The 25,958-nt window shown below is 70.1% G+C and carries 26 protein-coding genes; 17 read left to right on the forward strand and 9 right to left on the reverse strand.

Features of this window, described 5'->3' with window-relative positions; all coding sequences use genetic code 11:
- Positions 1–120 precede the first annotated feature (120 nt).
- Genes LX88_RS05730 through LX88_RS05745 form a run of 4 tightly spaced genes read left to right on the forward strand, consistent with a single transcriptional unit; the run spans position 121 to position 5,096 of the window.
- Positions 121–1,548, forward strand: coding sequence for a DUF5691 domain-containing protein (locus LX88_RS05730; protein ID WP_258946747.1), 1,428 nt, complete (start codon positions 121–123; stop codon positions 1,546–1,548).
- The gene (locus LX88_RS05735; protein ID WP_211335694.1) at positions 1,545–2,630 is read left to right on the forward strand and encodes an ATP-binding protein; all 1,086 of its coding nucleotides are present in this window, start codon (positions 1,545–1,547) and stop codon (positions 2,628–2,630) included. The genes LX88_RS05730 and LX88_RS05735 overlap by 4 nt, the downstream gene beginning before the upstream one ends.
- Positions 2,623–4,788, forward strand: a complete 2,166-nt coding sequence (locus LX88_RS05740; protein ID WP_258946748.1) for a DUF5682 family protein — start codon at positions 2,623–2,625, stop codon at positions 4,786–4,788. Before LX88_RS05735 ends, LX88_RS05740 begins: the two co-directional genes overlap by 8 nt.
- Entirely contained in the window at positions 4,785–5,096 is a 312-nt protein-coding gene (locus LX88_RS05745; protein WP_258946749.1) for a hypothetical protein, read from the forward strand. Before LX88_RS05740 ends, LX88_RS05745 begins: the two co-directional genes overlap by 4 nt.
- A gap of 26 nt (positions 5,097–5,122) precedes the next feature.
- Here LX88_RS05745 and LX88_RS05750 read toward each other — a convergent pair whose 3' ends face one another.
- Positions 5,123–5,467, reverse strand: a complete 345-nt coding sequence (locus LX88_RS05750; RefSeq protein WP_258946750.1) for a cupin domain-containing protein — start codon at positions 5,465–5,467, stop codon at positions 5,123–5,125.
- An 89-nt stretch (positions 5,468–5,556) separates the two neighbouring features.
- On the opposite strand from LX88_RS05750, the gene LX88_RS05755 reads away from it, so the two are divergent.
- Positions 5,557–6,006, forward strand: a complete 450-nt coding sequence (locus LX88_RS05755; RefSeq protein ID WP_258946751.1) for a MarR family winged helix-turn-helix transcriptional regulator — start codon at positions 5,557–5,559, stop codon at positions 6,004–6,006.
- Between the two features lie 4 nt (positions 6,007–6,010).
- On the opposite strand, the gene LX88_RS05760 is transcribed toward LX88_RS05755, so the two are convergent.
- Positions 6,011–6,589 (reverse strand): TMEM165/GDT1 family protein, encoded by a 579-nt coding sequence (locus tag LX88_RS05760; protein ID WP_258947617.1) that lies wholly within the window; start codon positions 6,587–6,589, stop codon positions 6,011–6,013.
- A 331-nt stretch (positions 6,590–6,920) separates the two neighbouring features.
- Between LX88_RS05760 and LX88_RS05765 the strand changes: the two genes are divergently transcribed.
- Genes LX88_RS05765 through LX88_RS05780 form a run of 4 tightly spaced genes read left to right on the forward strand, consistent with a single transcriptional unit; the run spans position 6,921 to position 13,498 of the window.
- Positions 6,921–8,375, forward strand: a complete 1,455-nt coding sequence (locus LX88_RS05765) for a cytochrome ubiquinol oxidase subunit I (RefSeq protein ID WP_258946752.1) — start codon at positions 6,921–6,923, stop codon at positions 8,373–8,375.
- A gap of 12 nt (positions 8,376–8,387) precedes the next feature.
- Positions 8,388–9,356: a cytochrome d ubiquinol oxidase subunit II gene (gene cydB / locus LX88_RS05770; RefSeq protein ID WP_258946753.1), complete on the forward strand. Its 969-nt coding sequence runs from the start codon at positions 8,388–8,390 to the stop codon at positions 9,354–9,356.
- A gap of 18 nt (positions 9,357–9,374) precedes the next feature.
- On the forward strand, positions 9,375–12,386 hold the full coding sequence (cydD, locus tag LX88_RS05775) for a thiol reductant ABC exporter subunit CydD (RefSeq protein WP_258946754.1): 3,012 nt from the start codon (positions 9,375–9,377) through the stop codon (positions 12,384–12,386).
- A 5-nt stretch (positions 12,387–12,391) separates the two neighbouring features.
- Positions 12,392–13,498, forward strand: coding sequence for a GAF domain-containing sensor histidine kinase (locus LX88_RS05780; RefSeq protein ID WP_258946755.1), 1,107 nt, complete (start codon positions 12,392–12,394; stop codon positions 13,496–13,498).
- Here LX88_RS05780 and LX88_RS05785 read toward each other — a convergent pair.
- Positions 13,476–14,093 (reverse strand): response regulator, encoded by a 618-nt coding sequence (locus LX88_RS05785; RefSeq protein WP_258946756.1) that lies wholly within the window; start codon positions 14,091–14,093, stop codon positions 13,476–13,478. The two genes, LX88_RS05780 and LX88_RS05785, sit on opposite strands and share 23 nt — an antisense overlap.
- A gap of 61 nt (positions 14,094–14,154) precedes the next feature.
- Here LX88_RS05785 and LX88_RS05790 point away from each other — a divergent pair, with 61 nt between their 5' ends.
- Complete coding sequence (locus tag LX88_RS05790; protein WP_258946757.1) at positions 14,155–14,649, forward strand: GNAT family N-acetyltransferase; 495 nt, start codon at positions 14,155–14,157, stop codon at positions 14,647–14,649.
- 55 nt (positions 14,650–14,704) lie between these two features.
- Here the strand turns inward: LX88_RS05790 and LX88_RS05795 are convergent, their stop codons facing one another.
- On the reverse strand, positions 14,705–15,223 hold the full coding sequence (locus LX88_RS05795) for a macro domain-containing protein (protein WP_258947618.1): 519 nt from the start codon (positions 15,221–15,223) through the stop codon (positions 14,705–14,707).
- A gap of 146 nt (positions 15,224–15,369) precedes the next feature.
- On the opposite strand from LX88_RS05795, the gene pheA reads away from it, so the two are divergent.
- Both pheA and LX88_RS05805 read left to right on the forward strand, forming a co-directional pair.
- On the forward strand, positions 15,370–16,260 hold the full coding sequence (pheA, locus tag LX88_RS05800; RefSeq protein WP_258946758.1) for a prephenate dehydratase: 891 nt from the start codon (positions 15,370–15,372) through the stop codon (positions 16,258–16,260).
- The gene (locus LX88_RS05805) at positions 16,257–16,850 is read left to right on the forward strand and encodes a histidine phosphatase family protein (protein WP_258946759.1); all 594 of its coding nucleotides are present in this window, start codon (positions 16,257–16,259) and stop codon (positions 16,848–16,850) included. The genes pheA and LX88_RS05805 overlap by 4 nt, the downstream gene beginning before the upstream one ends.
- 7 nt (positions 16,851–16,857) lie before the next feature.
- Here LX88_RS05805 and LX88_RS05810 read toward each other — a convergent pair whose 3' ends face one another.
- The gene (locus LX88_RS05810) at positions 16,858–17,640 is read right to left on the reverse strand and encodes an MBL fold metallo-hydrolase (RefSeq protein WP_258946760.1); all 783 of its coding nucleotides are present in this window, start codon (positions 17,638–17,640) and stop codon (positions 16,858–16,860) included.
- Positions 17,641–17,706: 66 nt separating this feature from the next.
- Between LX88_RS05810 and LX88_RS05815 the strand changes: the two genes are divergently transcribed.
- A complete protein-coding gene (locus tag LX88_RS05815; protein ID WP_258946761.1) occupies positions 17,707–18,309 on the forward strand; it encodes a TetR/AcrR family transcriptional regulator in 603 nt (200 codons plus the stop codon).
- Positions 18,310–18,337: 28 nt separating this feature from the next.
- On the opposite strand, the gene LX88_RS05820 is transcribed toward LX88_RS05815, so the two are convergent.
- Together LX88_RS05820 and LX88_RS05825 are read right to left on the reverse strand one after the other, a co-directional pair.
- Positions 18,338–18,688: a metallopeptidase family protein gene (locus LX88_RS05820; RefSeq protein WP_090072158.1), complete on the reverse strand. Its 351-nt coding sequence runs from the start codon at positions 18,686–18,688 to the stop codon at positions 18,338–18,340.
- On the reverse strand, positions 18,685–19,689 hold the full coding sequence (locus LX88_RS05825; RefSeq protein WP_258946762.1) for a septum formation family protein: 1,005 nt from the start codon (positions 19,687–19,689) through the stop codon (positions 18,685–18,687). The genes LX88_RS05820 and LX88_RS05825 overlap by 4 nt, the downstream gene beginning before the upstream one ends.
- Positions 19,690–19,896: 207 nt before the next feature.
- On the opposite strand from LX88_RS05825, the gene LX88_RS05830 reads away from it, so the two are divergent.
- The 4 genes from LX88_RS05830 (at position 19,897) to serS (ending at position 23,587) form a co-directional block, all read left to right on the forward strand.
- Positions 19,897–20,568, forward strand: coding sequence for a hypothetical protein (locus LX88_RS05830; protein WP_258946763.1), 672 nt, complete (start codon positions 19,897–19,899; stop codon positions 20,566–20,568).
- Positions 20,569–20,574: 6 nt separating this feature from the next.
- Complete coding sequence (locus LX88_RS05835) at positions 20,575–21,738, forward strand: glutathionylspermidine synthase family protein (RefSeq protein WP_258946764.1); 1,164 nt, start codon at positions 20,575–20,577, stop codon at positions 21,736–21,738.
- Positions 21,739–21,759: 21 nt separating this feature from the next.
- The gene (locus tag LX88_RS05840; protein ID WP_090072166.1) at positions 21,760–22,215 is read left to right on the forward strand and encodes a DUF350 domain-containing protein; all 456 of its coding nucleotides are present in this window, start codon (positions 21,760–21,762) and stop codon (positions 22,213–22,215) included.
- A gap of 118 nt (positions 22,216–22,333) precedes the next feature.
- Positions 22,334–23,587: a serine--tRNA ligase gene (gene serS / locus LX88_RS05845; RefSeq protein WP_258946765.1), complete on the forward strand. Its 1,254-nt coding sequence runs from the start codon at positions 22,334–22,336 to the stop codon at positions 23,585–23,587.
- Here serS and LX88_RS05850 read toward each other — a convergent pair.
- Both LX88_RS05850 and lhgD read right to left on the reverse strand, forming a co-directional pair.
- Entirely contained in the window at positions 23,574–24,692 is a 1,119-nt protein-coding gene (locus LX88_RS05850) for an acyltransferase family protein (protein WP_258946766.1), read from the reverse strand. The two genes, serS and LX88_RS05850, sit on opposite strands and share 14 nt — an antisense overlap.
- A 78-nt stretch (positions 24,693–24,770) precedes the next feature.
- A complete protein-coding gene (lhgD, locus tag LX88_RS05855; RefSeq protein ID WP_258946767.1) occupies positions 24,771–25,949 on the reverse strand; it encodes an L-2-hydroxyglutarate dehydrogenase in 1,179 nt (392 codons plus the stop codon).
- Between the last annotated feature and the right edge of the window lie 9 nt (positions 25,950–25,958).

Below are 25,958 nucleotides of genomic sequence, written 5' to 3' on the forward strand. Positions count from 1 at the left end.
CCCAGGCGAGTCGGCCCGCCGCGGCCGCACCCCGGCCGCACCGGCGGCCCGCGTCCTCCCCGCCTCAGCCCGCCTCCGCTTCACCGCGGCCGGCCACCCCAGCGGCTCCGGGGAGGCGGTGTGAAGGACGAGTGGTCCAAGACCGTCCAGGACCTCCTCATCGGCACCACGAGAGGCGGCGGCGACCCGACGGCCCTGCTGTCCGACTGCGCCGCCCTCGGCGTGGCCGCGTTCGGCGCCACCCTCCCGCAGGAGGCCACCGCCGAGCCGCTGCCGCTCGCCCCGCCCGAGTCCGCCGCCCTCCCCAGGCCGGCCGCCAGAGCGGTCCTGGAAGCGATCATGAGCCTCGACGACGAGGTCCTGCTCACCGAGTGGTGCGCTCTCGCCAAGGCCAACGGCGTCGTGGCCGAGCACCGCATGCTCCCGGCCTTGCTCGCCCTCGGCACGGCCCGTCCGGGGCTGCGGTCCGCGGTGGTCGAGGTCCTCGGCACGAGGGGCCGCTGGCTCGCGAACACCCGTCCCGGCTGGTCCTGGGCGAGCGGCGCCGCGCCGCTGGTGGACGAGGTCCCGCTCGAGGAGGTCCTCGACCTGCCCAGCGCGCAACGGGTTCGCGCGCTGCGCCGCAAGCGCAAGACGGATCCGGCCCAGGTCGGCGCGTTCATCGCGCGGGAGTTCGTGGAGTCCCGCCGCTCGGCCGACCGCCAGGTGCTGATCAGCGCCCTCGAGACCGGTCTGGGCCCGCAGGACGAGGCACTCCTCGAAGCCGCCCTCGACGACAAGGCGGCGGGCGTCCACGACGAGGCCCTCCGCCTCCTGCGCAACCTGGGGCGCACGCGCCTCGCCGCTCGTGCGGCCCACCGCCTGCGTCACGGCCTGCGCCTCACCGCGGACGGGCTCGACGTGCGGCCCGACGAGCTCTGGACCGGGCAGCCCGACGCGGCCGAGTTGCGCGACCTCATGCGTGACGGTTCCGAGAAGGGCGTGGCCGGCCGCATCCGGGCCGCGGCCGCGAGTGTTCCGCCGTCGTACTGGACCGCGACGCTCAAGGCCGACGACGCCAAGGCCGCCGGCATCCTGCGGCGGGGGCCGTGGGCCGGCGCGCTGCTCAGGGGTGTCGCCGACCAGCTCGCCGCGGCGAAGGACCCGCGTCCGTGGGCCGTTGCCGCCGCCGAGACGCTGACCGGCATGGAGCAGCTGGAGATGCTGGCCGCGTTGCCCGCCGAGGTCGCTGAGCAGGCGGTCGTGGCGGTGTCGAAGGGCTGGCACTACGACCTGCTCGACCACGCCTGCGCCCAGCTGCCCGCTCCGTGGTCGCCGGAGACGACCCGGGCACTCCTGCACCGCTACGCCGCCCTGCCCGACCCGCGCTGGCGGTCCGGGCGTCCGCCGGCCGTGCTGCTCGCGCGGGGTGACGCCGACCTGCTCGGTGCCGGCTGGGAGGCTCTGACCCGTCGCTGGCCGGAGAACTCCCTGGAACTGGAGGTCCTCCGGCTCCGCATCCGCCTGCGCGAATCGTTCGTTCCAGCACCGCCCCAGGAGGCCCAGTGACCGCCGTGCTCAGGCCGACGGCCGAACAGCAGTACGCCGCCGAGCTCGAGGCCGTCGCTGCCCAGGACGACCGGCAGCGGCCGCCCAACTGGCGGCTGTCCCCGCGGGCCGTGGTCACCTACGTCCTGGGCGGCACGCTCGCCGACGGCACCGTGATCTCGCCGAAGTACGTGGGCTCGCGCCGGCTCGTCGAGGTCGCGGTGGGCACCCTCGTCACGGACCGGGCGCTGCTGCTCGTCGGCGTGCCGGGCACGGCCAAGTCGTGGCTGTCCGAGCACCTCGCGGCCGCGGTCAGCGGCGACTCGACGCTGGTCGTCCAGGGGACGGCCGGCACGAGCGAGGACCAGGTCCGCTACGGCTGGAACTACGCCCGCCTCATTGCCGAAGGTCCCAGCGAGAACGCCCTCGTGCCGAGCCCGGTCATGAAGGGCATGCAGCAGGGGTCGGTCGTCCGGGTCGAAGAGCTCACCCGCATGCCGTCCGAGGTGCAGGACTCGTTCATCACCGTCCTCAGCGAGAAGTCGCTGCCGGTGCCGGAGTTGAACTCGCAGATCCAGGCAGTCCCCGGCTTCACTGTCATCGCGACGGCCAACGACCGCGACCGCGGCGTCAACCAGATGTCGTCGGCGCTCGCCCGGCGCTTCAACACCGTCGTGCTGCCGCCGCCCGCGACCGAGGACGCCGAGGTCGAGATCGTCATCACCAGGGCCCAGCAGCTCGGCAAGGCGCTCCAGCTGCCCGCCGAACCGCCCGCGCTCGACGAGGTGCGCCGCGTCGTGCGGATCTTCCGCGAGCTGCGCAACGGCTCCACGGTGGACGGTCGCACGCAGCTGAAGAAGCCGAGCGGCAGCCTGTCCACCGCCGAGGCGATCTCGGTCATCGCGAACGGCATGGCGCTCGCCGGCCACTTCGGCGACGGCACGCTGGGCGCGGACGAGCTCGCGAGCGGCCTCATCGGGTCCGTGATCAAGGACCGGGTGTCGGACGCGACGGTCTGGCAGGAGTACCTGGAGACGGTGCTGAAGGAGCGAGCCGAGTGGCGTGACCTCTACCGGGCCTGCCTGGACGCCAGCGGTGACTGAGCCGGTCCTCCTCGGCATCCGGCACCACGGTCCCGGCTCGGCCCGGATGGTCAAGCGGGCGCTGGAGCAGACGAGCCCTGCGCTCATCCTGATCGAGGGACCACCGGAGGCGGACCCGCTCCTCGAGCACGTCCACGCCCTGACGCCGCCCGTCGCGATCCTGCTGCACGACGAGACCGAACCCGAGAGCGCGGCGTTCTGGCCGTTCGCGGAGTTCTCGCCGGAGTGGCAGGCGCTCAAGTACGCGAGCGAGAACGGCACCACAGCACGCTTCTTCGACCTGCCGGCCGCGGCGTCGATCGGCGACGACGGCCCGAGCGGCACCGTCGACCCGATCGGCCTGCTCGCCGAGGCCGCGGGCTTCGACGACCCGGAACGCTGGTGGGAGGACGTGGTCGAGCACAGCGCGTCGGACCCGCTCGACCTCGCGGGCGCCATCGCCAAGGCCATGGTCGCCGTGCGCGCGGAGTTCGAAGGCGAAGTCGGCGAACGCACGCTGCGCCGAGAAGCGTTCATGCGCCAGACGATCCGCAAGGCGCGCAAGGAGACCGACGGCCCGATAGTCGTGGTCTGTGGCGCCTGGCACGTCCCGGCGTTGCTCGCCACACCGACCGTCGCCGCCGACACCGCGTTGCTCAAAGGCCTGCGCCGCCGCAAGATCTCCGGCACCTGGGTCCCGTGGAGCCACGGTCAGCTGGCCGCCGAATCGGGCTACGGCGCCGGCATCGACTCCCCGGGCTGGTACGCGCACCTCTGGCAGCACCAGGCCGACGTGGTCCCGCGCTGGTTCGCCAAAGCCGCCGCCGTGCTCCGGGAAGAAGACCTGCCGGCGTCGACGGCGAGCGCGGTGGAAGCCGTCCGGCTCGCGGAAACCCTTGCCGCACTGCGGGAACGCCCCAGCGCAGGCCTGAGCGAGGTCAACGAGGCAGCACTCGCCGTCCTCTGCGGAGGCGAGGAGATCCACCTCCGGCTGGTCCACCGCAAACTCGTCGTCGGCGAACGCCTGGGCGAGGTGGGCGACGCCGTCCCGCGTTCACCGCTGGCCGCGGACCTCCAGCGCCTGCAACGCAAACTCCGCCTTCCCGCGGACGTCCAGCCCAAGCAGCTCAAGCTGGACCTGCGCAAGGACACCGACCGCGAACGCTCGAAACTCCTGCAGCGCCTGGACGTCCTGGGCGTGCCGTGGGGCAGGCCGGACCGCTCCAACTCCCTCGGCACCTTCGCCGAGGTGTGGCAGCTCCGCTGGGACCCGGTCTTCGCGGTGTCCGTGGCCGTGGCCGCCCGTCACGGCACCACCGTCCACACGGCAGCCGAGACCGTCCTCGTCCAGGCCGCCAAGGACGCCACGCGGGTGGCCGACGCCGCCGCGGCCCTCACCAAGTCCGTGGGCTGCGAGCTCCCCGCGGCCGTCGCCGAGGCCCGCAACGCCCTGGACCGGTGCGCCGCGATGGCCACCGACGCCCTCGAACTGTTGGCCGCCCTCCCGGACCTGGCCAGGACGGTCCGCTACGGCTCGGTCCGGGGCACCGATCCGGAACTGCTGCGCGTGGCCCTGCACGGCCTGCTCACCCGAGGAGCCGTGGGCCTCCCGATCGCCTGCCGCAACGTCGACGACGAAACGGCGGAACACGCCCTGCAGGTGGTGGACGGCGCCCACGAGGCCACCCGCCTGGCAGCCGACGAAGACCACCAGAAGACCTGGTGGCGAGCCCTGCGCGCCCTCGTCAAGGCGGAAGCCCACGGCCTGCCGACGGGCAGGGCCACCCGCCTGCTCTGGGAAGCGGGCGAACTGACCAGCGACGACGTGGCCGCCCGCCTGCACCGCTCGGTCGCCACCGCGTTCGTCGCGGGCTTCCTGCGCGGTTCGGCCACCCTCCTGGCAGCCGACCCGCGCCTTTTCGGCCTCATCGACGAGTGGCTCAGCGGCCTGCGCGGCGAGGCGTTCGACGACGCCCTGCCCCTGCTCCGGCGAGCCGTCACCGACTTCACGCCGGCCGAGCGCCGCCTGCTCGGCGAACGCGTCGTCGCGGGCGAGACCCCGCAGCCGGCGGCCGGCGACGAGTGGGACCTGGAGATCGCCGAACGCCTCGCCGCTCACGTCCGCGGCCTGATGGCCGGAGTTTCACGACCGCCGGATCCGGCCATCCCAGAGGCGTGACCGCACCGGAAGAACACCGCCTCATCGCACCTGACGAAGAGCGCCCCGCCGCGTCCGGCGAGGACCATCTCGCCGCGTCGGACGGCGACGGCCTTGCGGCCTCGGACGGGGACCGCCCCGTCGCCTCGGGCGAAGGCCGCCCTGCCGCGTCGGGCGAAAGCCTCCTCACCACCCCGCCGGACGAGAGCCGCCTCGACGAGACCCAGCACCTCATCGACGAGGCCAAGAAGATCGCCCACGACCTGCGCGAAGAGGTACCGGACACCGCTGGCGCGCCTCCCCGCGAAGAAGGCTCGCCGGCGAACTAGCGGGAGCCAGCGCGAACCAGCGCGAGCTAGACGGACCAGGGCGGCGTGATCGTCCGCCCGTCCGCCAGCGTGCCCTGGATGCCCACCGACGTGGCCACCAGCACCCGCGCCGGCCCGCCGGTCAGCGACAGCTCGGTGTTCGGCGGCACCACGATCGCGTCGCCGACGCCGGCGGTCTGCCCCTGGATCGTCACCGATCCGGACAGCACGTAGAACACCTCCTCCTTCGACGCGCGGTGAGGCGTCCCGTCGCCCCCTTCCGGCACGTCGACGGTCCACAGCGCGATCTCCGCACTGCCGCGCGACGGCACGGCCAGCGGCCTGAACTCGAACCCGCCGAACTCGAACAGCTCCGCGGAATCTCCGGTCACCAGCAAGACAACCTCCAAAGTAGTCAACCAAGTTGTCTAACCTTAGAATAAGGTCAACCAGGTTGTCTACCCCACAAGGGAAGTCCACGATGGATCCGGTGCCGATGCTGCTGGCGATGACGTACCGCGCCATGGGCGACCAGTTCCACGACCGGCTCCGGCAGATCGGCCTCGAACCGCTCAGGCCCGCGCACGGCTACGTCTTCCGGTTCCTCAAGGAGAAGCGCGCCACCACCGTCGACATCGGACAGCACCTCGGCGTCACGAAGCAGGCCGCCGCGAAGATCGTCAACGAGCTCGACGAGTGGGGTTACGTCCTGCGGGAGCCGCACCCGACGGACAAGCGCGCCCAGTACGTCACGCTGACCACGAAGGGCCGTGACTACCTGAAGTTCGCGGACAACCTGTGGTCCGACCTCGAAGGCGAGATGGCCGAGGCGATCGGCGAGGACACGCTCGCCACCATCCGGCAGGGCCTCGCCGCGTACCTGCGGCACGTCCACGGCGAGGACCAGCCGGGCCTCCGTCCGGTCTGGTGAGGCCCTAGAACACCTGCGTCAACGCGACCACGGCGAACACCGCGAAGACCACCCCGGCCACCCGCTGGATCCAGTGCGTCGGCAACCGCCCGGCGAGCTTGCGTCCCACCAGGACGGCCAGCCCGGCCACGGCGACGAGTGCGAGCCAGGCGCCGAGACCGACGGCCAGCGGCGCGCCGTACCTGGCGGTGATGCCGGCGGTCGCGAGCTGCGAGGCGTCACCCCACTCGGCCGCGAACAGCACGCCGAACGACGTCAGCGCCGCACGCCAGAACGGCACGGTGGCACGTGTCCCCGCCTCGTCGGCAGAGTCGTCGTCACGCGAGAAACCCTCCTTGAGCAGCATGAACGCGCCCACGCCGAACAGCAGGGCGACCACTCCGGCGACCACGCGGTCGGGGAGCAGGGTGATGGCGGAACCGAACGCGACGGCCACCACGCTCTGCACGGCGAACGCGGCGACGACGCCGACGAACACCGGCCAGGCGCGGTAACGAGTGGTCAGCACGAGGGTGGCGACCATCGTCTTGTCCGGGAGCTCGACGAGGAACACCACCGCGAAGGCGGTGATGAACGCGAGCAATGATGTGGCCACGAGGTCCTCCACGTCCGAGTACGTACCCGGACGGAGGCGCGACAGACCCCGACCAGGCATGCTGCAACCTGGCCGGAGGTCTCGTTCGCCCGACAAGTTCATCGGGTGTGGGACCGGATCCACTCGAAGGCGGACCAGTATGTCGATCTCCACGCCACCGGCCGCGAACTCCGGTGGGAACTACTCCCCTCTGGCACATACATCGTATCCGACGCATGTCACCCACAAGGCGTGACCTCGCGCACGGGACCTAGGTCCCGACCATGGACGGGACCGTCGTACCTGATGGCAGCCATGATCCACACCTACGCTCGAAGACGTGGAAGTACTCGAACTCGCGCGGTGGCAGTTCGGCATCACCACCGTCTACCACTTTCTGATGGTGCCGCTGACGATCGGCCTTTCCCTGCTCGTCGCGGGGATGCAGACCGCGTGGGTGCGCACGGGCAACGAGCGCTACTACAAGATGACGAAGTTCTGGGGGAAGCTCCTCCTGATCAACTTCGCCATGGGCGTCGTGACGGGCATCGTGCAGGAGTTCCAGTTCGGCATGGCCTGGAGCGCCTACTCGCGGTTCGTCGGTGACGTGTTCGGCGCTCCGCTCGCGATGGAGGGGATCGTCGCCTTCTTCGTCGAGTCGACCTTCCTCGGTCTGTGGATCTTCGGCTGGGACAAGCTGCCGAAGAAGGTCCACCTCGCCTGCGCCTGGGCGTTCTCGCTCGCCACGATGGCCAGCGCGTACTTCATCCTCGCCGCCAACTCGTGGATGCAGCACCCGGTCGGCATCGAGATGCACGAGGGCCGTCCGCGCCTCACCTCGATCTGGGCCGTGCTGACGAACAACACGACGCTCGCCGCCTTCCCGCACACCATCGCGGGCGCGTTCGCGGTGTCCGCCGCGTTCCTCGTGGGCATCGCCGCCTGGCACCTGCACCGCAAGTCGGAGGAGGAACGGGTCTGGCGCAGCTCGCTCAAGCTCGGCACCTGGGTCGGCGTCGTCGCGTTCAGCGCGCTGGCGATCACCGGTGACCTGCAGGGCAAGCTGATGTTCGAGCAGCAGCCGATGAAGATGGCCGCCGCGGAAGCCTTGTGCCACACCGAACAGCCCGCGAGCTTCAGCATCTTCGCGATCGGCGACGTCACCAGGCCCGACTGCGAGAACGTCAAGAGCATCACGGTGCCCGCACTGCTGAGTTTCCTGGCGCACAACGACTTCAGCAGCGAGGTCAAGGGCATCCAGGACCTCGTCCCGATGTACCAGGAGAAGTACGGCGAGTTCTACCCGGTCGACGAGCGGCTGGGCGAGCTCAGCGGCAAGCCGATCGACTACGTGCCCGCGCTTCCCGTGACGTACTGGGGTTTCCGGTTGATGATCGGGTTCGGCGGCATCTCGGCCGGTCTCGGTGTCTTCATGCTCTGGTTGACCCGCAGGAACCGGACGCCCGCCGGATGGTGGTTCCCGGTTCTCGGCCTCGCCGGCATCGCGACGCCCTTCCTGGCCAACAGCGCGGGCTGGATCTTCACGGAGATGGGGCGGCAGCCGTTCGTGGTGGTGCCGAACCCGACGGGGATCGACGGGGTCTGGATGTTCACCGCGCAGGCGGTCTCGAACAGCACACCCGGCGAGATCCTGACCTCGCTCATCGCGCTCACCACGGTCTACAGCGTGCTGGCGGTCGTGGAGTTCTACCTGATCCGCAAGTACGTCAGAGGCGGGATTCCGGGCGTGCTGCCCCAGAAGACCGACGACGGCGCCCTGGCGTTCGCGTACTAGGGGAGAGGCGACGTGGAAACGCTCTGGTTCGTGCTGATCGCCGTGCTGTGGCTCGGCTATCTGTTCCTCGAAGGTTTCGACTTCGGTGTCGGCATGCTGCTGCCCGTCCTGGGCCGCGACAACGCCGAACGCCGAGTCATGATCAACACCATCGGGCCGGTCTGGGACGGCAACGAGGTGTGGCTCATCGTCGCGATCGGTGCCACGTTCGCGGCCTTCCCCGGCTGGTACGCGGCGCTCTTGAGCGCCGTGTACCTGCCGCTGACTTTGTTCCTGATCGCCCTGATCGGCCGTGGAGTGGCGTTCGACTACCGCGGCAAGGTCGACAACCCGCGCTGGCGAAGGGCCTGGGACTTCACGATCGTCGCCGGCTCGTGGATCGCCACGCTCTGCGTCGGCCTGCTGATCTCGACGACGGTCCTGGGCCTGCCGATCGACGCGAACGGCGACCGGGTGGGGTCGCCCTTCGCGGCCATCCGGCTCGACACGATCATCGGCGCGCTCGCCTTCGCGGGGTACGCACTGGTGCACGGCGCGGTGTTCACGGCGCTCAAGACCGAGGGCGAGATCCGCGAACGTGCCCGCCGCGTCGCGGTCATGCTCGCGCCCGTCGCACTCCTGCCGTTGGTCGCGCTGCTCGCGATCGTCGCCGGGCTCTGGGCGGGCGTGGTCGCGCTGATCCTCGTCGCCGCGATGTGGCGGTTGACCGTGAACCGCGAGGGCCAGTCGTTCGCGTTGATGGGCCTCGCGATCGCGGCGAGCGTCGCGATCCTGTTCGGCTCGCTCTACCCGAACGTCCTGCCGTCGACGTTGAACGACGCGTGGTCGCTCACGGTCGCCAACAGCGCGTCGAGCCCGTACACGTTGCAGGTGATCACGTGGGTCGCCGGCTTCGGCACGCCCGCGGTGCTCGTCTACCAGGGCTGGACCTACTGGGTGTTCCGCAAGCGCATCGGTGTCAAGCACATCCCAGCCGGATAGATGGAGACCAGCGCACTGATGAAGCGAGGCCCGCTGGGAGCTCTGCCCCAGCTCTCCAGGAACGCCAGGCGCGCCCTCGTCGGGGTGGGCGCGCTGGCGTTCCTCAACGCCCTGGCGCTCGTCGCCCAGGCCGTCGCGCTGGCGTCGGTGATCACGACCCGCGAAGGCCTTCCGCTGCTGGCCGTGGCGATCCTGGCGCGGGCCGGTCTGTCGTGGGCGACGGAAAGCGCCGCCGCCCGTGCCGCCGCCGGCGCGAAGGAGGAACTGCGCACCCAGTTGCTGGCCAAGTCGTTCGAACGCGGTCCCGGCTGGATCGCCGACCGCGGCACGGCCGAGCTGTCGGTGCTCGCGACCAAGGGCCTCGACGCGCTCGACGCCTACTTCACCCGCTACCTGCCCGCGCTGGTCACGGCCGTGATCGTGCCGCCGCTGGCCGGTGCGTGGATCCTCTTCACCGACTGGCCGTCGGCCGTGCTGATCGCCGTCACCGTGCCGCTGATCCCGGTCTTCGCCGCGTTGATCGGCTGGTACACCGAGAAGCGCGTCCGCAAGGCCGCCGACGTCACCGAACTGCTGTCGGCTCAGCTCCTCGAACTGCTCCGCGCCCTCCCGGTGCTGACCGTCTTCGGGCGGGCCGAGCAGCAGGCCGGTGCGGTCCGGCAGATCGGCGAACAGCACCGCAAGGCCACGATGGGCACGCTCAGGATCGCGTTCCTGAGCGCGTTGGTGCTGGAGATCGCCGCGTCGCTTTCGGTCGCGTTGATCGCGGTCGGTGTCGGCATCCGGCTCGTGCACGGCGACATGACGCTGATGACGGCGCTGGTCGTGCTGATCCTGGCGCCCGAGTGCTACCTGCCGTTGCGCGCGGCCGGTGCCGCCCACCACGCCAGCGAGGACGGTCTGGAAGCGGTCCGCCGCGTATCCGAAGTCGTGGTTGATGAGGGGAGCTTTCATAAACCTGAGGTTTATGAAAGCTCCCCTCATCAACCACTCGTCCGGGTGAGAGGACTCCGCGTGCTGAGGCGCGGGGGGTTTGCGCCGGACGGCGTCAGCTTCGACGTCAGGCCAGGGGAGATATATCGACTCGAGGGCGCGAGCGGTGCCGGGAAGTCGACGACGTTCCAGGTGCTGCTGGGCTTTGTGGAGCCGACGGACGGCACCGCGTTCGTGGCCGGCGACATCGCGTACGTGCCGCAGAAGCCCGCGTTCGCCGCCGCCACGCCCCGCGCCGAGCTGGAGCTCACGGTTCCCGGCGCCGACGACGTCGAGCAGGTCGCGGACGAGGTCGCGGCCGTGCATCTGCTCGACCGTCAGATCACGGACCTCTCGACCGGTGAACGCCAACGCGTCGCAGTCGCGCGCGCCCTGCTTAGGGTTCGTCACGGCGCGACGGTGCTGCTTCTCGACGAACCGACCGCGCACCTCGACCCGGTGACAAGTCGCAAAGTCGACAAAGCGATCAAGAGAGCTAGCGACACGGCGGCCGTCGTCCTCGCCTCGCACCGCGAGAAGGAGGCGACCGAGGACGAGACGTTCGCCAGGGTCGTCACCGAGGAGACGCAGGCGGAACGCCCGAAGCGCCTGCCGATCCCGTGGAAGGGCGCCGGGCTGGGCGTCCTCGCGGCCGTCGCGGGCATCGCGCTGACCGCCCTGGCCGCCCACCTGATCGCCCGAGCGGCCGAGATGCCGCCGATCCTGACGCTGTCGGTGCTGGTCGTGGGCGTGCGGACGTTCGCGCTGAGCAAGGGCGTGCTGCGGTACGTCGAGCGCCTCGTCACCCACGACGAGACGTTCCGTCTCGCCAACAAGCTCCGCGCTGAACTCTGGTTGCGGCTCGTGCGGACCCAACGGCGTGATGGCCTGCAACGGCTCGTCGAGGACACGGACACCGTGAGGGACCTCGTGCCGCGCGTGCTGCTGCCTCCGGTCGTGGCCATCGGCGCGGGTGTCGCGACCACGGTCCTGTTCGCGTTCATCGACCCGGCCGCCGCGCTGACGCTGGGCGGTCTGCTGCTCGCCGCCGGCCTGGCGGCACCTGCCGTCGCCGTGTGGATGGAACGCCGAGCCAGCACGAAGCTCGCCAGGGGCCGCCGCAAGGTCGCCCGCGACACGATCAACGCCCTCGTCGCCGCACCGGACCTCATCGCGCACGACGCCCACCACCGCCTGCTGGCCCAGCTGCACGCCGAGGACGTCGAGCTCGCGGGCCAGACCCGCCGGCAGGCGTTCGGCACGGGCGCGGCCACGGCGATCGTCCTGCTCGCGACCGGTGCGGCGGCCCTGATCTGCGCCACGACCGGCAACCCGGTGCTGGGTCTGGTGCCGCTCGCGCTCGCCGAACCGCTGGCCGCGTTGCCACTCGCCGCCCAGCAGCGCAGGGCGTTGCGGGAAGCGAGCGCGCGGCTGCAGTTCGACGCGCCGGAACGGCCAGAACAGCCGCGCGGCAAGCGGATCCGGCTGGAGAACGTCGACGTCCGCTGGCCCGGTGCGACCGAGCCGACGCTGCGGGACCTCCACCTCGACGTCGAACCCGGCACGCACGTCGCGATCGTGGGACCGTCCGGCAGCGGCAAGTCGACGCTGTTCGCGCTGCTCCTGGGCTTCCTGCAGCCGGAGCGGGGGATCGTCGAACTGCCGCGCGCCACCTGGTGCCCGCAGGAGCCGATGCTGGTCAGCACGACCGTGAGGGAGAACCTGCGGATGTCGGGTCAGCACGACGACGAGGCGCTGCGCGAGGCCCTGCGCAAGGCGTGCCTGCCGGAGTGGACCGACCGGCTCGACACGGTGATCAGGCCGGACCAGGTGTCGGGCGGTGAGGCGCAACGGCTGGCGCTGGCGCGGGCGTTGCTGCACGACGCCGACGTGGTGCTGCTCGACGAGCCCACCGCGCACCTGGACGAGCCGACCGCGCGCAGGCTCCTGGAGCAGCTCAGGCAGGACGGCAGGACGATTCTGCACATCACGCACCGCCCGGACGAGGCGGCGAGGGCGGACCTGGTGCTGGACCTCGGCACCGCCGCATACCGTTGAGGACCATGGACCCCTCTCTGGCGCGGCGCGTGCTCGTCGCGTCCACCGAGATCACGTCGGCGGCGCTGGAAGACCCGGAGAACGTGCTGCGGCTCGTGGTGGAGGCGGCCGCGGAGATCGCGGACGCCGACCTCGGCCTGGCCATGCTCGCCACCGAGGACGACGACGGCACGCTGACGGTGGAGGCGTCCAGCGGCGAGCCGATCGTCGCGACGCTGAGCCCGCGCAGTGCCGCCGCCAAGGCCGCGCGCACGGGCGTGCCGGTGATGGCCGACGACGTCACGAACGACCCGCGCACGGCCCCGTACGTGCCACATCCGTTGCGCGTCTACGGGCCGTTCGCGGTGGCGCCGTTCGGCACCTCGGACCGCAAGATCGGCGCTCTGGCGGTCTACCGCCGCAGGGACAAACCGCCGTTCACACAGGAGACGGTGGACGTCCTGACGGCGTTCGCGGCACAGGCGGGCCTTGCGGTCGTGCTGTCCGAGGGCTTCACGGCACGGCAGCGCGTCGCGGTCTACGAGGAGCGCGAACGCATCGCCCGCGACCTGCACGACGTGATCATCCAACGGCTCTACGGCGCCGGCGTGCAGATCAGCCTTCTGCAACGCCGTCTCGGCAAGAAGCTCGACGCGGGTCAGCGCGCCCGCATCGAGGAGGCCGTCGACCTGGTCGACGAGACGATCGCCGAGGTCCGCGCGACCGTCCGCAAGCTGCGCAACACCGACCCGGCCGACTCCGCCGACCTGCACGACTCGATCAAGGCCGAGGTCCGCACGGCCGGCGAACTGCTCGGCTTCGCACCGCGCCTGCACGTGGCCGGCGACCTGGCGAACGTGCCGCGCAAGCACGCCGACGACGCGCGGGCGGCGTTGCGTGAGGCGTTGTCGAACGTCGTACGGCACTCAGGCGCGACGAACGTCCAGATCGACGTACGGCGCGATGAGAAGCACCTGCTGCTGCGCGTCGCGGACAACGGGTGCGGCATCCCGTCCGGCGTGACTCAGCGCGGGCTGCGGCACCTCGCCGAACGGGCGAAGTCCGCGAGCGGGGACTTCCGCGTGGTGAGTTCGCCGAACGGGACGACGCTCACCTGGTCCGTCCCCGTTTAGCCACCCAGGCGGCGGCCTGCGTCCGCCGTTCCATGCCGAGTTTGGAGAGAACGGACGTCACGTAGTTCTTGACGGTCTTCTCCGCGAGGAAGAGCCGTTCACCGATTTGGCGGTTGGTGAGGCCCTCGCCGATGAGTTCGAGCACGCGCTGTTCCTGGTCGGTGAGGCCGACCGGGGCTGGATTGCGCATCCGTTCGAGTACTCGGCTTGTGGTCGCGGGATCCAGAAGGGACCGTCCAGCTGCGACCTCGCGCACGGCCGTGACGACGTCCTGACCCCGAACCTGCTTGAGCAGATACCCCGACGCCCCGGCCATGATCGCGCCGACGAGCGCTTCTTCGTCGTCGAACGCGGTCAGCACGAGGCAACGAATGCCAAGGTCCCGCAACGACCGGCACAAATCGACCCCGCTGCCGTCCGGCAGCTGGACGTCGACCACCGCCACGTCGGCCGGGGTCTTCCGAGCCCGCGTCACCGCCTCGTCGACGGAACCGGCCTCGGCGACGACCGAGATGTCCTCCTCGTCGTCGAGCATTTCGCGCAGTCCTCTGCGCACCACTTCATGATCATCTATCAACAGAACGCGCACTGGCACGAATCCACCGTACGTCGAATGGCTGTTCCTGAGTGTGACTCGAATTGGCACAGTTCTTGTCATGGCAGAAGGCTCGGTACGACCGGTCGAGGAAGCAGATCGCATAGTTGTCGCCCGACTGGTTCTCGAGCTATGGGGAGCGCACACCTCCGTCGCGCACGGCGAGGTGTTCTTCCCGGCGAGTCTGCCGGGCTTCCTCGTGGAGAAGCAGGGCCAGGTGCTGGGTCTGCTGACCTACGCGGTGGCGAACCACCAGCTGGAGATCGTCACGATCGACGCGCTTCGGCGAGGCCGTGGCGTCGGCACCGCGCTGGTCGACGCCACAGTCCGTCAGGCGCGCACGCTCGGATGCAACCGGGTGCGCCTGACGACCACCAACGACAACCTCGACGCGGTCCGCTTCTACCAGCGCCGCGGGTTCAAGCTCGTGGGGCTCAGACCGGACGCGGTCCGTGAAGCGCGCAAGCTCAAGCCCGAGATCCCCGCGGTCGGTGAGTTCGGCATCCCCATCACGGACGAGCTCGACCTGGAACGATGGGTCGCGCCACGGCAGTAGTCCACAAGCATCCACAGCTCTGTCCACAGGGTTGTGCACAAGGGGTGTGGACAAGTCAGACGTGCAGCGGGTTGAACGCCTCGTCCCACGCGGCGGCTACCTGATGGGCGCACGTGGACGGTGTGACGCCTCCGACCCCGGTGCCGAGTCCCGGCATCGCGATGGTGTGGACGGTGTCGCGCACGAGCGTGCCGTCCTCAAGGCGGCCGGTGAGCCAGAGCATCAGGACGGCCCGTGCGGCGAGATACGGGTGGACGGTGTCGACCGGCAGCCGTTCACCGGGCCGGCGCATCGTCGGGGCGCTGATGAGCCACGCCGGTTCGGTCTCGCCGGTCGCGACGATCTGCGCCTCGCCCACCGGGAGCTCACCGCCGTGCAACGCCAGAACGGCGCTGCGGACGTTGGTCTCGACCTGGGGGAAGGCCGTGGCGTAGACGGCGTCGATGCCGCCGCGCATCCAGCCCTGCGAGTTCGCCGGGCTGACGATGGCCTGCGCGTGGATGTCCAGAACGGACCCGCGGTGCACCCGCACCCCGGCGCGGCCGTCCGCGACGGCGAGCCAGGCGTTCGCCATGGGTTCGTCGACCGCGCACAACACGAGTTCAGGCGCTAGAGCGGGCACGCCCCAAGCATTCCAGTTCGAACGGTCCCGGCGGAACCCAGGATTGGCCACCGACACAGGCGTGATTCGCGCCTCGTCGGCCGCACTACGCTGACTCGGTGCCTCGCATTGCGTACTTCGGACCACAGGGGACCTTCACCGAGCAGGCCGCCATGCGGTTCGAGGGTGAACTCGTTCCGCACGAGACGATCCCGCTCGCCGTCGCCGCCGTGCGCGACGGTTCGGCCGACTTCGCGTGCGTGCCGATCGAGAACTCAGTCGAAGGCGCCGTGCCCGTGACGCTCGACGTCTTGGTGCGCGACGAGCCGGTCATCGCCGTGGCCGAGACGGTGCTGGACGTCCGGTTCAGCGTGCTGGTCCGGCCGGGCACCACCGAGATCCGCACCGTCGCCTCGCACCCGCACGCGCTGGCCCAGGTCCGCGAGTGGATCGCCGCCACGCTGCCCGGCGCCACCTCCATCGCCACGTCGTCGACCGCGGCCGCCGCCGCAGCCGTCGAGCGCGGCGAGTTCGACGCGGCCGTCTCCGCCCCCGTCGCCGTCCACCACTACGAGTTGGACGAGTACGCCACCGACGTCCTGGACGTGCCCGACGCGCGCACGAGGTTCCTGCTGCTGCGCCGTCCGGGTCAGCTGCCTGAGCCGACCGGCGCAGACCGCACGAGCGTCGTCGTGACCACCCCGAACCGCGTCGGCGTGCTGTCCGAGCTGCTCACCGAACTGGCGTTGCGTGGCATCAATCTCACCGGCCTCGAATCGCGCCCCCAGAAGGGCAAACTGGGGACGTACCGCTTCTACATCGACGTCGAGGGGCACATCGCAGAGCCGAGGATCGGTGACGCGCTGGCCGCGCTGCACCGACACTCGCGCGAGATCCGGTTCCTCGGGTCCTTCCCGAAGGCCGACCACGAGCCCGCAGAGGCTCACAACGCCGAGTTCGCCGCAGCCGCCTCCTGGGTCGATGCTGTCAGAAAGGGCGAGCGCGGGTGAGGTTGCTGCTGGTCAGGCACGGTGAGACGGCATCGAACATCGAACGCAGGCTGGACACGGCCATGCCAGGCCCCCCGCTCACCGACTTGGGCCTCAAGCAGGCCCGAGAACTGGCCGACGCCCTCGCCGGCGAGAACATCACCGCCGTCTACGCGAGCATCGGCCTGCGCGCCCAGCAGACCGCCGCCCCGACCGCCGAACGCTTCGGCCTGCCCGTCCAGGTCCTGCAGGGCATCGAGGAGATCCAGGTCGGCTCGCTCGAGGGCCGCAACGACACCGAGGCCTACAAGACCTACCTCGACACCGTGATCCAGTGGGCCGAGGGCGCGCTGGACGTGCCGTTCCCCGGCGGCGGCGAGACCGGGCAGCAGGTGCTGGACCGGTTCCTCGGCGCCATCTCGACCATTCGGGCCGACGGCACCGTCATGGTCGTGACGCACGGCGGCGCCGGGAGGATGGGCGCGCTGGCCCTCGCGTCCAACGTGCCGGTGGAACTGGCCGAGAACCTGCTGCCGAACACCGGCGTGGTGGTGCTGGAGTCCGAGGGCGACAGCTGGGTGTGCCGGTCCTGGGCCGGCGTCGAGATCTAGCTCGGTCTTACGCGGCGAGGTCGAGCCACTCGCCGACCTTCAGCACCTGGGCGCGCGGTCCGGCGTGCTCCCGGAACTCCTTCTCCGGATCGGCGACCTCGACGTAGCCGGGCAGCTTCACCGGCTGGTCCATCTCGTAGTGGATCGGCACGGCGTGCCAGGCACCGAGGATCTTCGCCGCCGCCGCGGCTTGCAGCGGGTCCATCGCCGCGGCCACGGGGCTCGGCGGCTGCAGGTGCGGCGCGTCGACCACCGCGCCGTTCGCGGGCAGGAACGCCACGTCGAACGGGTTGAAGCGGCGTGCCACCAGCCACCACCAGCCGTGGAACATCGTGTCGCCGCCGTGGAAGACGCGCTGCCCGTCCGCCTCCACCACCCAGTTCAGCTGCGGATCGCCCAGCCCGTCGATCGACGGCACGGCCGTGACCTTGAACGGCCCGATGTCGCGCACGTCCCAGGTGTCCACCACCTGCGCGGCCAGGTCGTGCTCGACCAGCTCGCGCTCGCTCAGCAACGTCGCCACGTTGTCGACGTCGTCCCCGTACCCGCGCGCCGGGCGGAGGACCGGTGCTCCCGGCGTGAGCACCTCCGCCAGCGCCGTCGCGTCGGTGTGGTCCCGGTGCAGGTGCGTGACCAGCGCGGCGCTCACCTCTCCGCCCGGCCGCGCGAGCCCGATGCCGGGCCGCCAGCCCGTGAACAGCGGCGACATGTCCTCCACGTAGTCGATCACCAGCCGTTCGCCCCGCGCCTCGATCTCGACCCCGGCCCAACCCAGTCGTCTCACTCGCATGAGCGGAATTTAGCGTACGCGCGTTCACTAAATCAATAGAGAACGCACGTACGCTAAGATTGGTCCATGTCACCGCGTCGCTCCGCCGCCGAGGCGCTCCTCACCCGAGGCCGGATCCTCGGGCGCGCCGCCGAGATCGCCTCCGAGGAAGGGCTCGACGGCATCACGATCGGCCGCCTGGCCGAGGAGCTGGAGATGAGCAAGTCCGGGGTGCACAAGCACTTCGGCACCAAGGAGACCCTGCAGATCTCCACCCTCGACAAGGCGTTCGTCGACTTCTGGCACCGCGTGGTCGAACCCGCGCTGACCTCGCCGCCCGGTCTGCGCCGCCTGCGCGTGGTGTGCGACAACTCCGTGGGTTACCTGGCCGAACCGCTGCTGCCCGGCGGCTGCCTGATGACCGCGGCGCTCAGCGAGTACGACGGCCGTCCCGGCGCGGTGCGCGACGCGGTGGCCGAGGTGTGGTCGCGCTGGCAGGGACAGCTGCGGGCGGACCTGGTCGCGGCGGTGGAGGGCGGCGAACTGCCGGGGAGCTTCGACGTCGACCAAGCGCTGTTCGAGATCCTCGCCGCCGGCCTGGCGCTGAACGCGGCCATGCAGCTCCAGCACGACCAGGCGGCGCCCGGCAGGGCTCGCCGGGCGATCGAGCGCGCGCTCGGCCAGACCTGAACGGGGTCCCCCGTGCGGGGGAGGCCGCTCAGCCCCAGCCCAGTTCGTGCAGCCTCGCGTCGTCCACCCCGAAGTGGTGCGCGATCTCGTGCACCACGGTGATGATGACCTCCTCCACCACGTCCTCCTCGGTGTGGCAGATGTCGAGGATCGCCTCGCGGTAGATGAAGATGTGGTCGGGCAGCGTGCCCCCGTAGTCGGAGTTGCGCTCCGTCAGCGCGATGCCCTGGTAGAGCCCGAGCAGCGAGGGTTCCTCGGGGTTGCGGTCCTCGACCAGCACCACGACGTTGTTCATCGCGTGCATGAAGTCGGGCGGGACGAGGTCCAGTGCCTCTTCGACCAGCTCGTCGAAACGAGCCCTGGTCATCTCGACGGTCATCGGTTCTCGGTGCTCGACGGAGGCGGGCTGGAGGAGGGCTTGTCGGGCTTGTCCGAGTCCGACGGCTTGCCGGACTCCGACGGCTGCTTGCCCGACTCGGAGTGCAGCGGGGCGCCGGTGGGCTCGTCCTGGGCCCTGACCGACGTCGTCTGCGGCGGGTTCGCGGTGGTCAGCGGCGCGCCGTTGGGGTTGCGGACGCTGCCCTCCCACGCCACCAGGTTGTTGCCCTGGGGGACCGCGCCGATCTTGCAGTTGGCCTTGCGGGAGCCGACGGCCCAGCTCTCCTCGGCGCGCGTGTCCCACGTGACCAGCAGGTTCTTGGCCTTCAGGTCGGCGCCGCCGGTGTACTCGGCGGCGATGGCCGCGCACTTCTCGGACATCGCCGAGTCCTGCGCCTCGAGCGCCACGAACGGGCCTTCGGGGTGCTGCACGACGCCGACGATCTCGAACGCGTGCGGCTTGGCGCACTCGATCGGGTCACCCACCGTGTTGTTCTCGGCCAGCGCCACGCAGACGCCGGGGTCGTAGACGGCGGACTGGTCCTGGGTCTTCGCGCTGCCGAACGACGGCAGGGCGGCACCGGACGGGGCGGTGACCTGCAGACCGCACCTGAGCTGGCGATAGCCGCTCGACCAGCGGCCTTCGTCCGGGTTCAGGGTGCTGACGCCGTACTTGCCCTTCGGGTCGAGCTTGCCGCCCATGTAGGTGGTCGACGCCTGGGCGCAGTTCTCCTGCGCGATCTTCGCCCACGCCTCGGCGTTCGGGAACGGCGCTTCCTTCGGGTACGCGGCGGTGATGTCGGCCGTACCGGTGACCTCGAACTTGTGCGCGGCCGAGCAGTCGACCTTCTGCGCGTCCGACAGGTCGGCCTTCTCCCAGTTGAGGCACTCGCCCACGGCGGCCTGGTACGCGGCGTTGACGAGCTCGCGTTTGGTGGTGAGCGGGCCTCCTGCCAGCACAGACGTGAACGCGGAGAGCATCAGCAGGCCAAAAGCGCCCACGAAGGCACCGGCCATCACAAGCCGCGTGTCGCGGATGTGACCGGATCGACTCAACCAACCGGCGCTCGGAGACATCTCATCCATGATGCCCGTGCCGTGTGAGACGGCTGTGCGCCGGGTTGGGTCGAGTGTTGCTATTAGGACACTCGTCACTCAATTGGCCGTGTTTCAGCTGTCTCGCTAGGTACCTTGCCCGCGGGAGTGGTGATGACTGACAACAACCTGCCAGGACCTGGCCAGCCGACGCCCCAGCCTGGGTCGCCGTCGGGACAGCCCGGCCAGCCGCAACAGCCCGGCCAGCCACAGCAGCTGCCGCAGTACCAGCCTGCGCCGCAGCAGGCCGGCCCGAACCAGCCGTCCGCGAAGGGCAAGGTGCGCCAGCAACAGGCCGGCGTGACCAAGCCGCGCCAGGCCACGGTCGCCGAGCAACGCGCTCGTGCCGCCGCGCTGAAGGCGCAGCAGGAGCGGTTCGCCGCCGAGTCCGCCGCGTTCGAGAAGAAGCGCAAGACGCGCAAACGCCTGCTCATCGGCGGTGGAGTCACCGTCGGCGTGATCGCGCTGGTCGCGATCTGGTACGCGGCCGCCAGTCCGAAGAACGTCACCGCGCAGTGCACCGACTCGAACAACGTGATCGTCGACGACGACTACTGCGACGAGTCGTACTACCGCAGTCACGGTGGGTACAGCAGCGGTGGCTTCATCTACATCGGTGGCACGTCGTACCGCTACAACTACGGCGGCACGGGCTCAGTCGGCCAGAAGGCCGTCGGCGGCAGCTACACGGTCCCCAAGGGCGCGAACGTCACGACGAAGTCGGGCACGTCCGTCCAGCGCGGCGGCTTCGGCGTCAGCAGCGGTTCGAAGAGCACCGGAGGCTGAGCACACTTGCGTCGTGAAACCTCCCAGCCGCGGCCGAACTGGCAGCGGACGGTCTCGGACCAGGGGTTGGTGTTCGGCTCACCCGCGAAGTACACGAACGGCGCCGACCGTCCGTACTGGGACGAGTCCGTGCACTACGTGTTCGAGATGAGCGAAGTCCTCTCGCTCGAAGCCGATGTCGAACTGCTCCACTCCATGTGCCTCGACGCCGTCGACAACGTGGTGCTCACCGAGCGGTACCGCGACTTCGGCATCCCCGAGTGGGTGTGGCCGCACATCGCCGAGTCGTGGCGCCGCCGCGACCCGCACGTCTACGGGCGCTTCGACCTGCGCTACGACGGTTCGGGTCCCGCGAAGCTGCTCGAGTACAACGCCGACACCCCCACGTCGCTGCTGGAAGCCGCCTACATCCAGTGGTACTGGAAGGAAGACGTCTTCCCGGACGGCGACCAGTGGAACTCGCTGCACGAGCGCCTGGTCGAGCGGTGGACGGAGATCGGCGCCAAGCTGCCCTCCAGCGAACTGCACTTCACCTGGTCGGGCGCCGACCCGTCCGGCGAGGACCACCTCACGATCGCCTGCCTGCAGGAGACCGCCGCCGAAGCAGGCCTGAACACCGTGGGCCTCGCGATCGAGGAGGTCGGCTGGGACACGCTGCTGGGCCGGTTCGTCGACCTCGAAGAGTCCCCGATGGGCACGGTCTTCAAGCTCTACCCGTGGGAGTGGGTGGTCGAGGAGCAGTTCGGCCGCCACGCCGTGGAGTCGCTGCCCGGCACGCTGTGGGTCGAGCCGCTGTGGAAGATGCTGCTCTCCAACAAGGCGCTGCTCGCGGTCCTGTGGGAGATGTACCCCGGTCACCCCAACCTGCTCCCCGCGTACCTGAACGACCCCGGCATGCTGACCGAGTACGTGCGCAAGCCGCTGCTGGGCCGCGAGGGCTCGAACATCCAGATCGTCGCCCCGGGCTACGAGACGCAGACCGGCGGCGTGTACGGCAAAGAAGGCTTCGTGTACCAGCTGTTCGATCCGCTTCCGGAGTTCGACGGCTACCGCCCCGCGTTGGGTGCCTGGGTCGTCGGCGACACGTCGGCAGGCCTCGGCATCCGGGAAACGGTCGGTCTGGTGACCGACGACGGCGCGGCGTTCGTGCCGCATCGAATTGTTGAGTAAGACTCCGAAAGGGAACAGGTAATGGACTACACGACGCTCGCGTTGGACCCCGGCTTCGGCTCGGCCATCGGCCGGGGCATCGGCGCGATCGCGCTGTACGCCGTCGTCGGTCTGGTCCTCATGGTGTTCGGCTTCTACGCGATCGACTGGACGACGCCGGGCAAGCTGTCGATCCTGGTCCGCAACGGCGCGCCGAACGCCGTGATCGTCACCGCCTCCGGCCTCGTCTCGATGGCGCTGATCGTCGTCGTCGCCATCTACAGTTCGGCGGGCAAGCTCGACGAGGGCCTGCTCTCGTCGCTGATCTACGGCCTTCTCGGCATCGTCGTGCAGGTGGCGGCCGTCCGGTTGCTGGAGTGGGTGACCCGTCTGGACATCGGCTCGCTGATCGAGTCGGACCGCTTCGCCCCTGCCTCCGTCGTCGTGGCCGCCGCGCACGTGGCGCTGGGCCTCGTGGTGGCCGTCGCGATCATCTAGTACCCGCTGTGCAAAGGGACCCGGTGCTCATGGGCGCCGGGTCCCTTTGTGCGCGCCTGCCTCGCTGACCTCGATATCCGGATGAAGTGCGGATCGGGCGGGGACTACCCTTCGCAGGGTGATTGACCTCAAGGTGTTGCGCGAGAACCCGGAGATCGTGCGCGCGTCGCAGCGTGCCCGTGGCGAGGACGAAGGCGTCGTCGACAGCCTGCTGTCCGCGGACGAGCGCCGGCGGTCCGCCATCTCCCGCGCGGACACCCTGCGCGCCGAGCAGAAGGTGCTCGGCAAGGAGGTCGGCAAGGCCAAGGGCGACGAGCGCGCCTCGCTGCTGGCCAAGGCGAAGGACTTGGCCGCCGAGGTCAAGGCCGCCGAGGTCGAGCAGCACGCCACCGGCGCCGAGGTCAACGAGCTCCTCGCCAAGATCCCGAACCTGGTGCACCCGGACGCACCGGTCGGCGGCGAGGACGACTTCGTGGTCGTCAAGACCGTCGGTGAGCCGCGCGTGTTCGACTTCGAGCCGGTCGACCACCTCGACCTGGGCACGAGACTCGGCGCGATCGACATGGAGCGCGGCGCCAAGGTCGGCGGCTCGCGGTTCTACTTCCTCAAGGGCGTAGGCGCGCAGCTCGAGATCGCGCTGCTCAACATGGCGGCGGCGCAGGCCATGGCCAACGGCTTCGAGCTCATGATCACGCCCACGCTGGTGCGGCCGGAGATCATGGCGGGCACCGGCTTCCTGGGTGCGCACTCGAGCGAGATCTACCACCTCCCGGCCGACGACCTGTACCTCGTCGGCACGTCGGAGGTGCCGCTCGCCGGCTACCACGCCGACGAGATCCTCGACGGCGAACGCCGCTACGCGGGCTGGTCGTCGTGCTACCGCCGCGAGGCCGGCTCGTACGGCAAGGACACCCGCGGCATCATCCGCGTGCACCAGTTCAACAAGGTCGAGATGTTCTCCTACGTCAAGCCCGAGGACGCCGAGGCGGAGCACGCCCGGCTGCTCGGCTGGGAAGAGGAGATGCTCGCCAAGATCGAGGTGCCCTACCGCGTCATCGACACGGCGACGGGCGACCTCGGCACGTCGGCGCACCGCAAGTTCGACTGCGAGGCCTGGGTGCCGACGCAGCAGAAGTACCGCGAGCTGACGTCGACGTCGAACTGCACGACCTTCCAGGCACGGCGCCTGAACGTCCGCTACCGCGACGAGAACGGCAAGTCGCAGATCGCCGCCACGCTCAACGGCACGCTGGCGACCACCCGGTGGATCGTCGCCATTCTGGAGAACCACCAGCAGGCCGACGGCTCCGTGGTGGTCCCGCAGGCGATGCGTCCGTTCATGGGCGGCCTGGAAGTGCTCAAGCCGAGGTAGAGGCCAGCTCCGGCTGCCGCGTCTCGGCAGCCGGAGCGGCCTTGCGCGCCTGCAGCTTCTTGATCAGCACGCGGCCACGGTCGATCATCGGCAGCTCCACCCACCGGTAGAGCAGGTCGGCCATGGCCAGTGCCACCAGCGTGACCAGGAGTGCCGTCGCCAGCCTCGGCGTGCTGAACCTCGGAATCGAGTAGATCACCACGAAGCAGGCGATCTCCTGGATCAGGTAGAGCGAGTACGACCGCTCGCCCACGAACGCCATTGGCCGCACCGACAGCAACCACTGCACCGGTCCGCGGCCCAGCGTCGACGTCACGAGCAGTGAGATCGCGATGCCGTAGAACATCACGGGGATCAGCCCGCCGCTCACGCCGCCGAACCAGGCGTCGATCTCGGTCACATTCGTCTGGATCATGACCGCGGCCACGAGCACCGGCACCGCGGCGAGCGGGTGGGTGAACGGCCGCATGACTTTGAACGCCCTGGGGCTGTGCATCACCAGGGCGACCGCGCAGCCCATGAGGATCATCGCGTAGGCGGCCGACGTGAGTCCGGAGATGCCCGAGAAGTGGCCGGCCGCGGCGAGCGCCATGATCCCGATCGTCATAGGCAGTCGGCGTTTCAGCGTGAACGCACCCACGGTGAACATCAGCGCGGGCCACACGAGGTAGAACTTCTGCTCGACGCCGAGCGTCCACGACTGGCCGAAGAGCCGGCCGGGCGGCGCCCACTCGTTGGTGAAGGTCAAGTAGTAAGGCAGCTGCTCCGGCAACTTGTAGCCGTAGTACTCACCGCGCAACCACACGAACGTGACGACGATCAGCAGCACGACGTAGTACACCGGCAGGATCCGGAACGCTCGCCGCACGTAGAAGTCGCGGATCGACAGCTTTCCGTCGCGGCTCTCCTCGCGCAGGGCGAGCGTGGTGATGAGGAAGCCGGACAGCACGAAGAACAGGTGGACGCCGATCCAGCCGTTGATCCAATGCCACTTCGGTCCGGCGAAGTGGAAGATCACGACGATCACGGCGGCGATCGCCCGCATGCCGTCCAGAGCCGGGAACCGTTTCATAGCCAGGTACTCGGCATGACTGATCGTGCTCATGCAGAGCCCTCCCCGATTGATCGCCCAGCTCGATCGGGGGAGTATCACATCGCTGAGTAGTCGATCTTCAGGCTGGTGTCACTCGATCGAGTCGGTCAGGCGGTCGGCGACGTGCCTGGCGATCTCCAGCGAACCGGTTGCCGCCGGTGAGGGCGCGTTCAGCACGTGCACCTGGCGTGCCGCGGTCTCGATGAGGAAGTCGTCCACCAGCGAGCCGTCCGGCAGCATGGCCTGCGCCCGCACACCCGCCTCGGAACGCACCAGGTCGTCCTCGCGCACGGCGGGCACGAGCCGGGCCAGCGAGGCGGCGAAGCGCTTGCGCGACAACGATCGCAGCACCTCCTCGGCGCCGGTGCGGGCGTACTTGCGGGCCAGGCGCCACGTGCCGGGGAAGCGGGCGACGTCGGCCACGTCGGCCAGGGAGAAGTCGCGCCAGCGGTAGCCCTCGCGGCGCAGCGCCAGGACGGCGTTCGGACCGCAGTGCACGCTGCCGTCGAGCATGCGGGTGAGGTGCACGCCGAGGAACGGCAGCGTCGGGTCCGGCACCGGGTAGATCAGGCCGCGGACCAGGGACGTGCGGCGCAGCTCGAAGTACTCGCCGCGGAACGGCACGATGCGCGCCGACGGGGTGAGGCCCGCCAGCCGTGCCACGCGGTCGCTGTGCAGGCCCGCGCAGTTCACCAGCGCGTCCGCCTTGACCACGCCCTGCGGCGTCGCGACTTCCACGCCGCCGGAGGAAGCCGGGCGGATCGCGAGCGCGGGGGAGCGCAGGCGCAGGTCGTGCTCGGACAGCAGGCCCACCAGCGCTGTGCACACGGCGGAGTAGTCGATGATCGCCGTGCTCTCCACGCGCAAGGCCGCCACGCACGACACCTCGGGCTCGTACTCGCGTGCCTGCGAGGCCGAGATCAGCTTCGCCGGGACGCCGTTGGCCTCCGCGCGTGCCGCGAGGTCGTGCAGGCGGGGGAGTTCGGACTCCGAGGTCGCGACCACGAGCTTGCCGCACACGTCGACCGGGACGCCGTGGTCGCGGGCGAACGCGATCATGGACGCGTTGCCGGCGACGGACATCCGCGCCTTGAGCGAGCCCGGCTTGTAGTAGAGGCCGGCGTGCACGACGTTGCTGTTGTGGCCGGTCTGGTGCGCTCCCCAGCCGCGTTCCTTCTCCAGCACCGTCACGCGGGAGCCCCGCGCCGCGAGCTCGTTCGCCACCGCGAGCCCGACGATTCCGCCACCGATCACCACGACATGTCGCACGACCGACAC

This window comes from Lentzea californiensis (assembly GCF_024648825.1).
Lineage (GTDB): Bacteria > Actinomycetota > Actinomycetes > Mycobacteriales > Pseudonocardiaceae > Lentzea > Lentzea californiensis.

What these genes read in the sequence shown, in the direction of transcription:
- LX88_RS05755 (WP_258946751.1), top strand. Translation starts at nt 5,557, where the DNA reads ATGGATCCGGTGCCGATGCTGCTGGCGATGACGTACCGCGCCATGGGC.
- cydD (WP_258946754.1), top strand. Translation starts at nt 9,375, where the DNA reads ATGAAGCGAGGCCCGCTGGGAGCTCTGCCCCAGCTCTCCAGGAACGCC.
- LX88_RS05780 (WP_258946755.1), top strand. Translation starts at nt 12,392, where the DNA reads ATGGACCCCTCTCTGGCGCGGCGCGTGCTCGTCGCGTCCACCGAGATC.
- LX88_RS05790 (WP_258946757.1), top strand. Translation starts at nt 14,155, where the DNA reads ATGGCAGAAGGCTCGGTACGACCGGTCGAGGAAGCAGATCGCATAGTT.
- LX88_RS05795 (WP_258947618.1), bottom strand. Translation starts at nt 15,223, where the DNA reads ATGGCGAACGCCTGGCTCGCCGTCGCGGACGGCCGCGCCGGGGTGCGG.
- LX88_RS05810 (WP_258946760.1), bottom strand. Translation starts at nt 17,640, where the DNA reads ATGCGAGTGAGACGACTGGGTTGGGCCGGGGTCGAGATCGAGGCGCGG.
- LX88_RS05815 (WP_258946761.1), top strand. Translation starts at nt 17,707, where the DNA reads ATGTCACCGCGTCGCTCCGCCGCCGAGGCGCTCCTCACCCGAGGCCGG.
- LX88_RS05820 (WP_090072158.1), bottom strand. Translation starts at nt 18,688, where the DNA reads ATGACCGTCGAGATGACCAGGGCTCGTTTCGACGAGCTGGTCGAAGAG.
- LX88_RS05830 (WP_258946763.1), top strand. Translation starts at nt 19,897, where the DNA reads ATGACTGACAACAACCTGCCAGGACCTGGCCAGCCGACGCCCCAGCCT.
- LX88_RS05840 (WP_090072166.1), top strand. Translation starts at nt 21,760, where the DNA reads ATGGACTACACGACGCTCGCGTTGGACCCCGGCTTCGGCTCGGCCATC.
- LX88_RS05850 (WP_258946766.1), bottom strand. Translation starts at nt 24,692, where the DNA reads ATGAGCACGATCAGTCATGCCGAGTACCTGGCTATGAAACGGTTCCCG.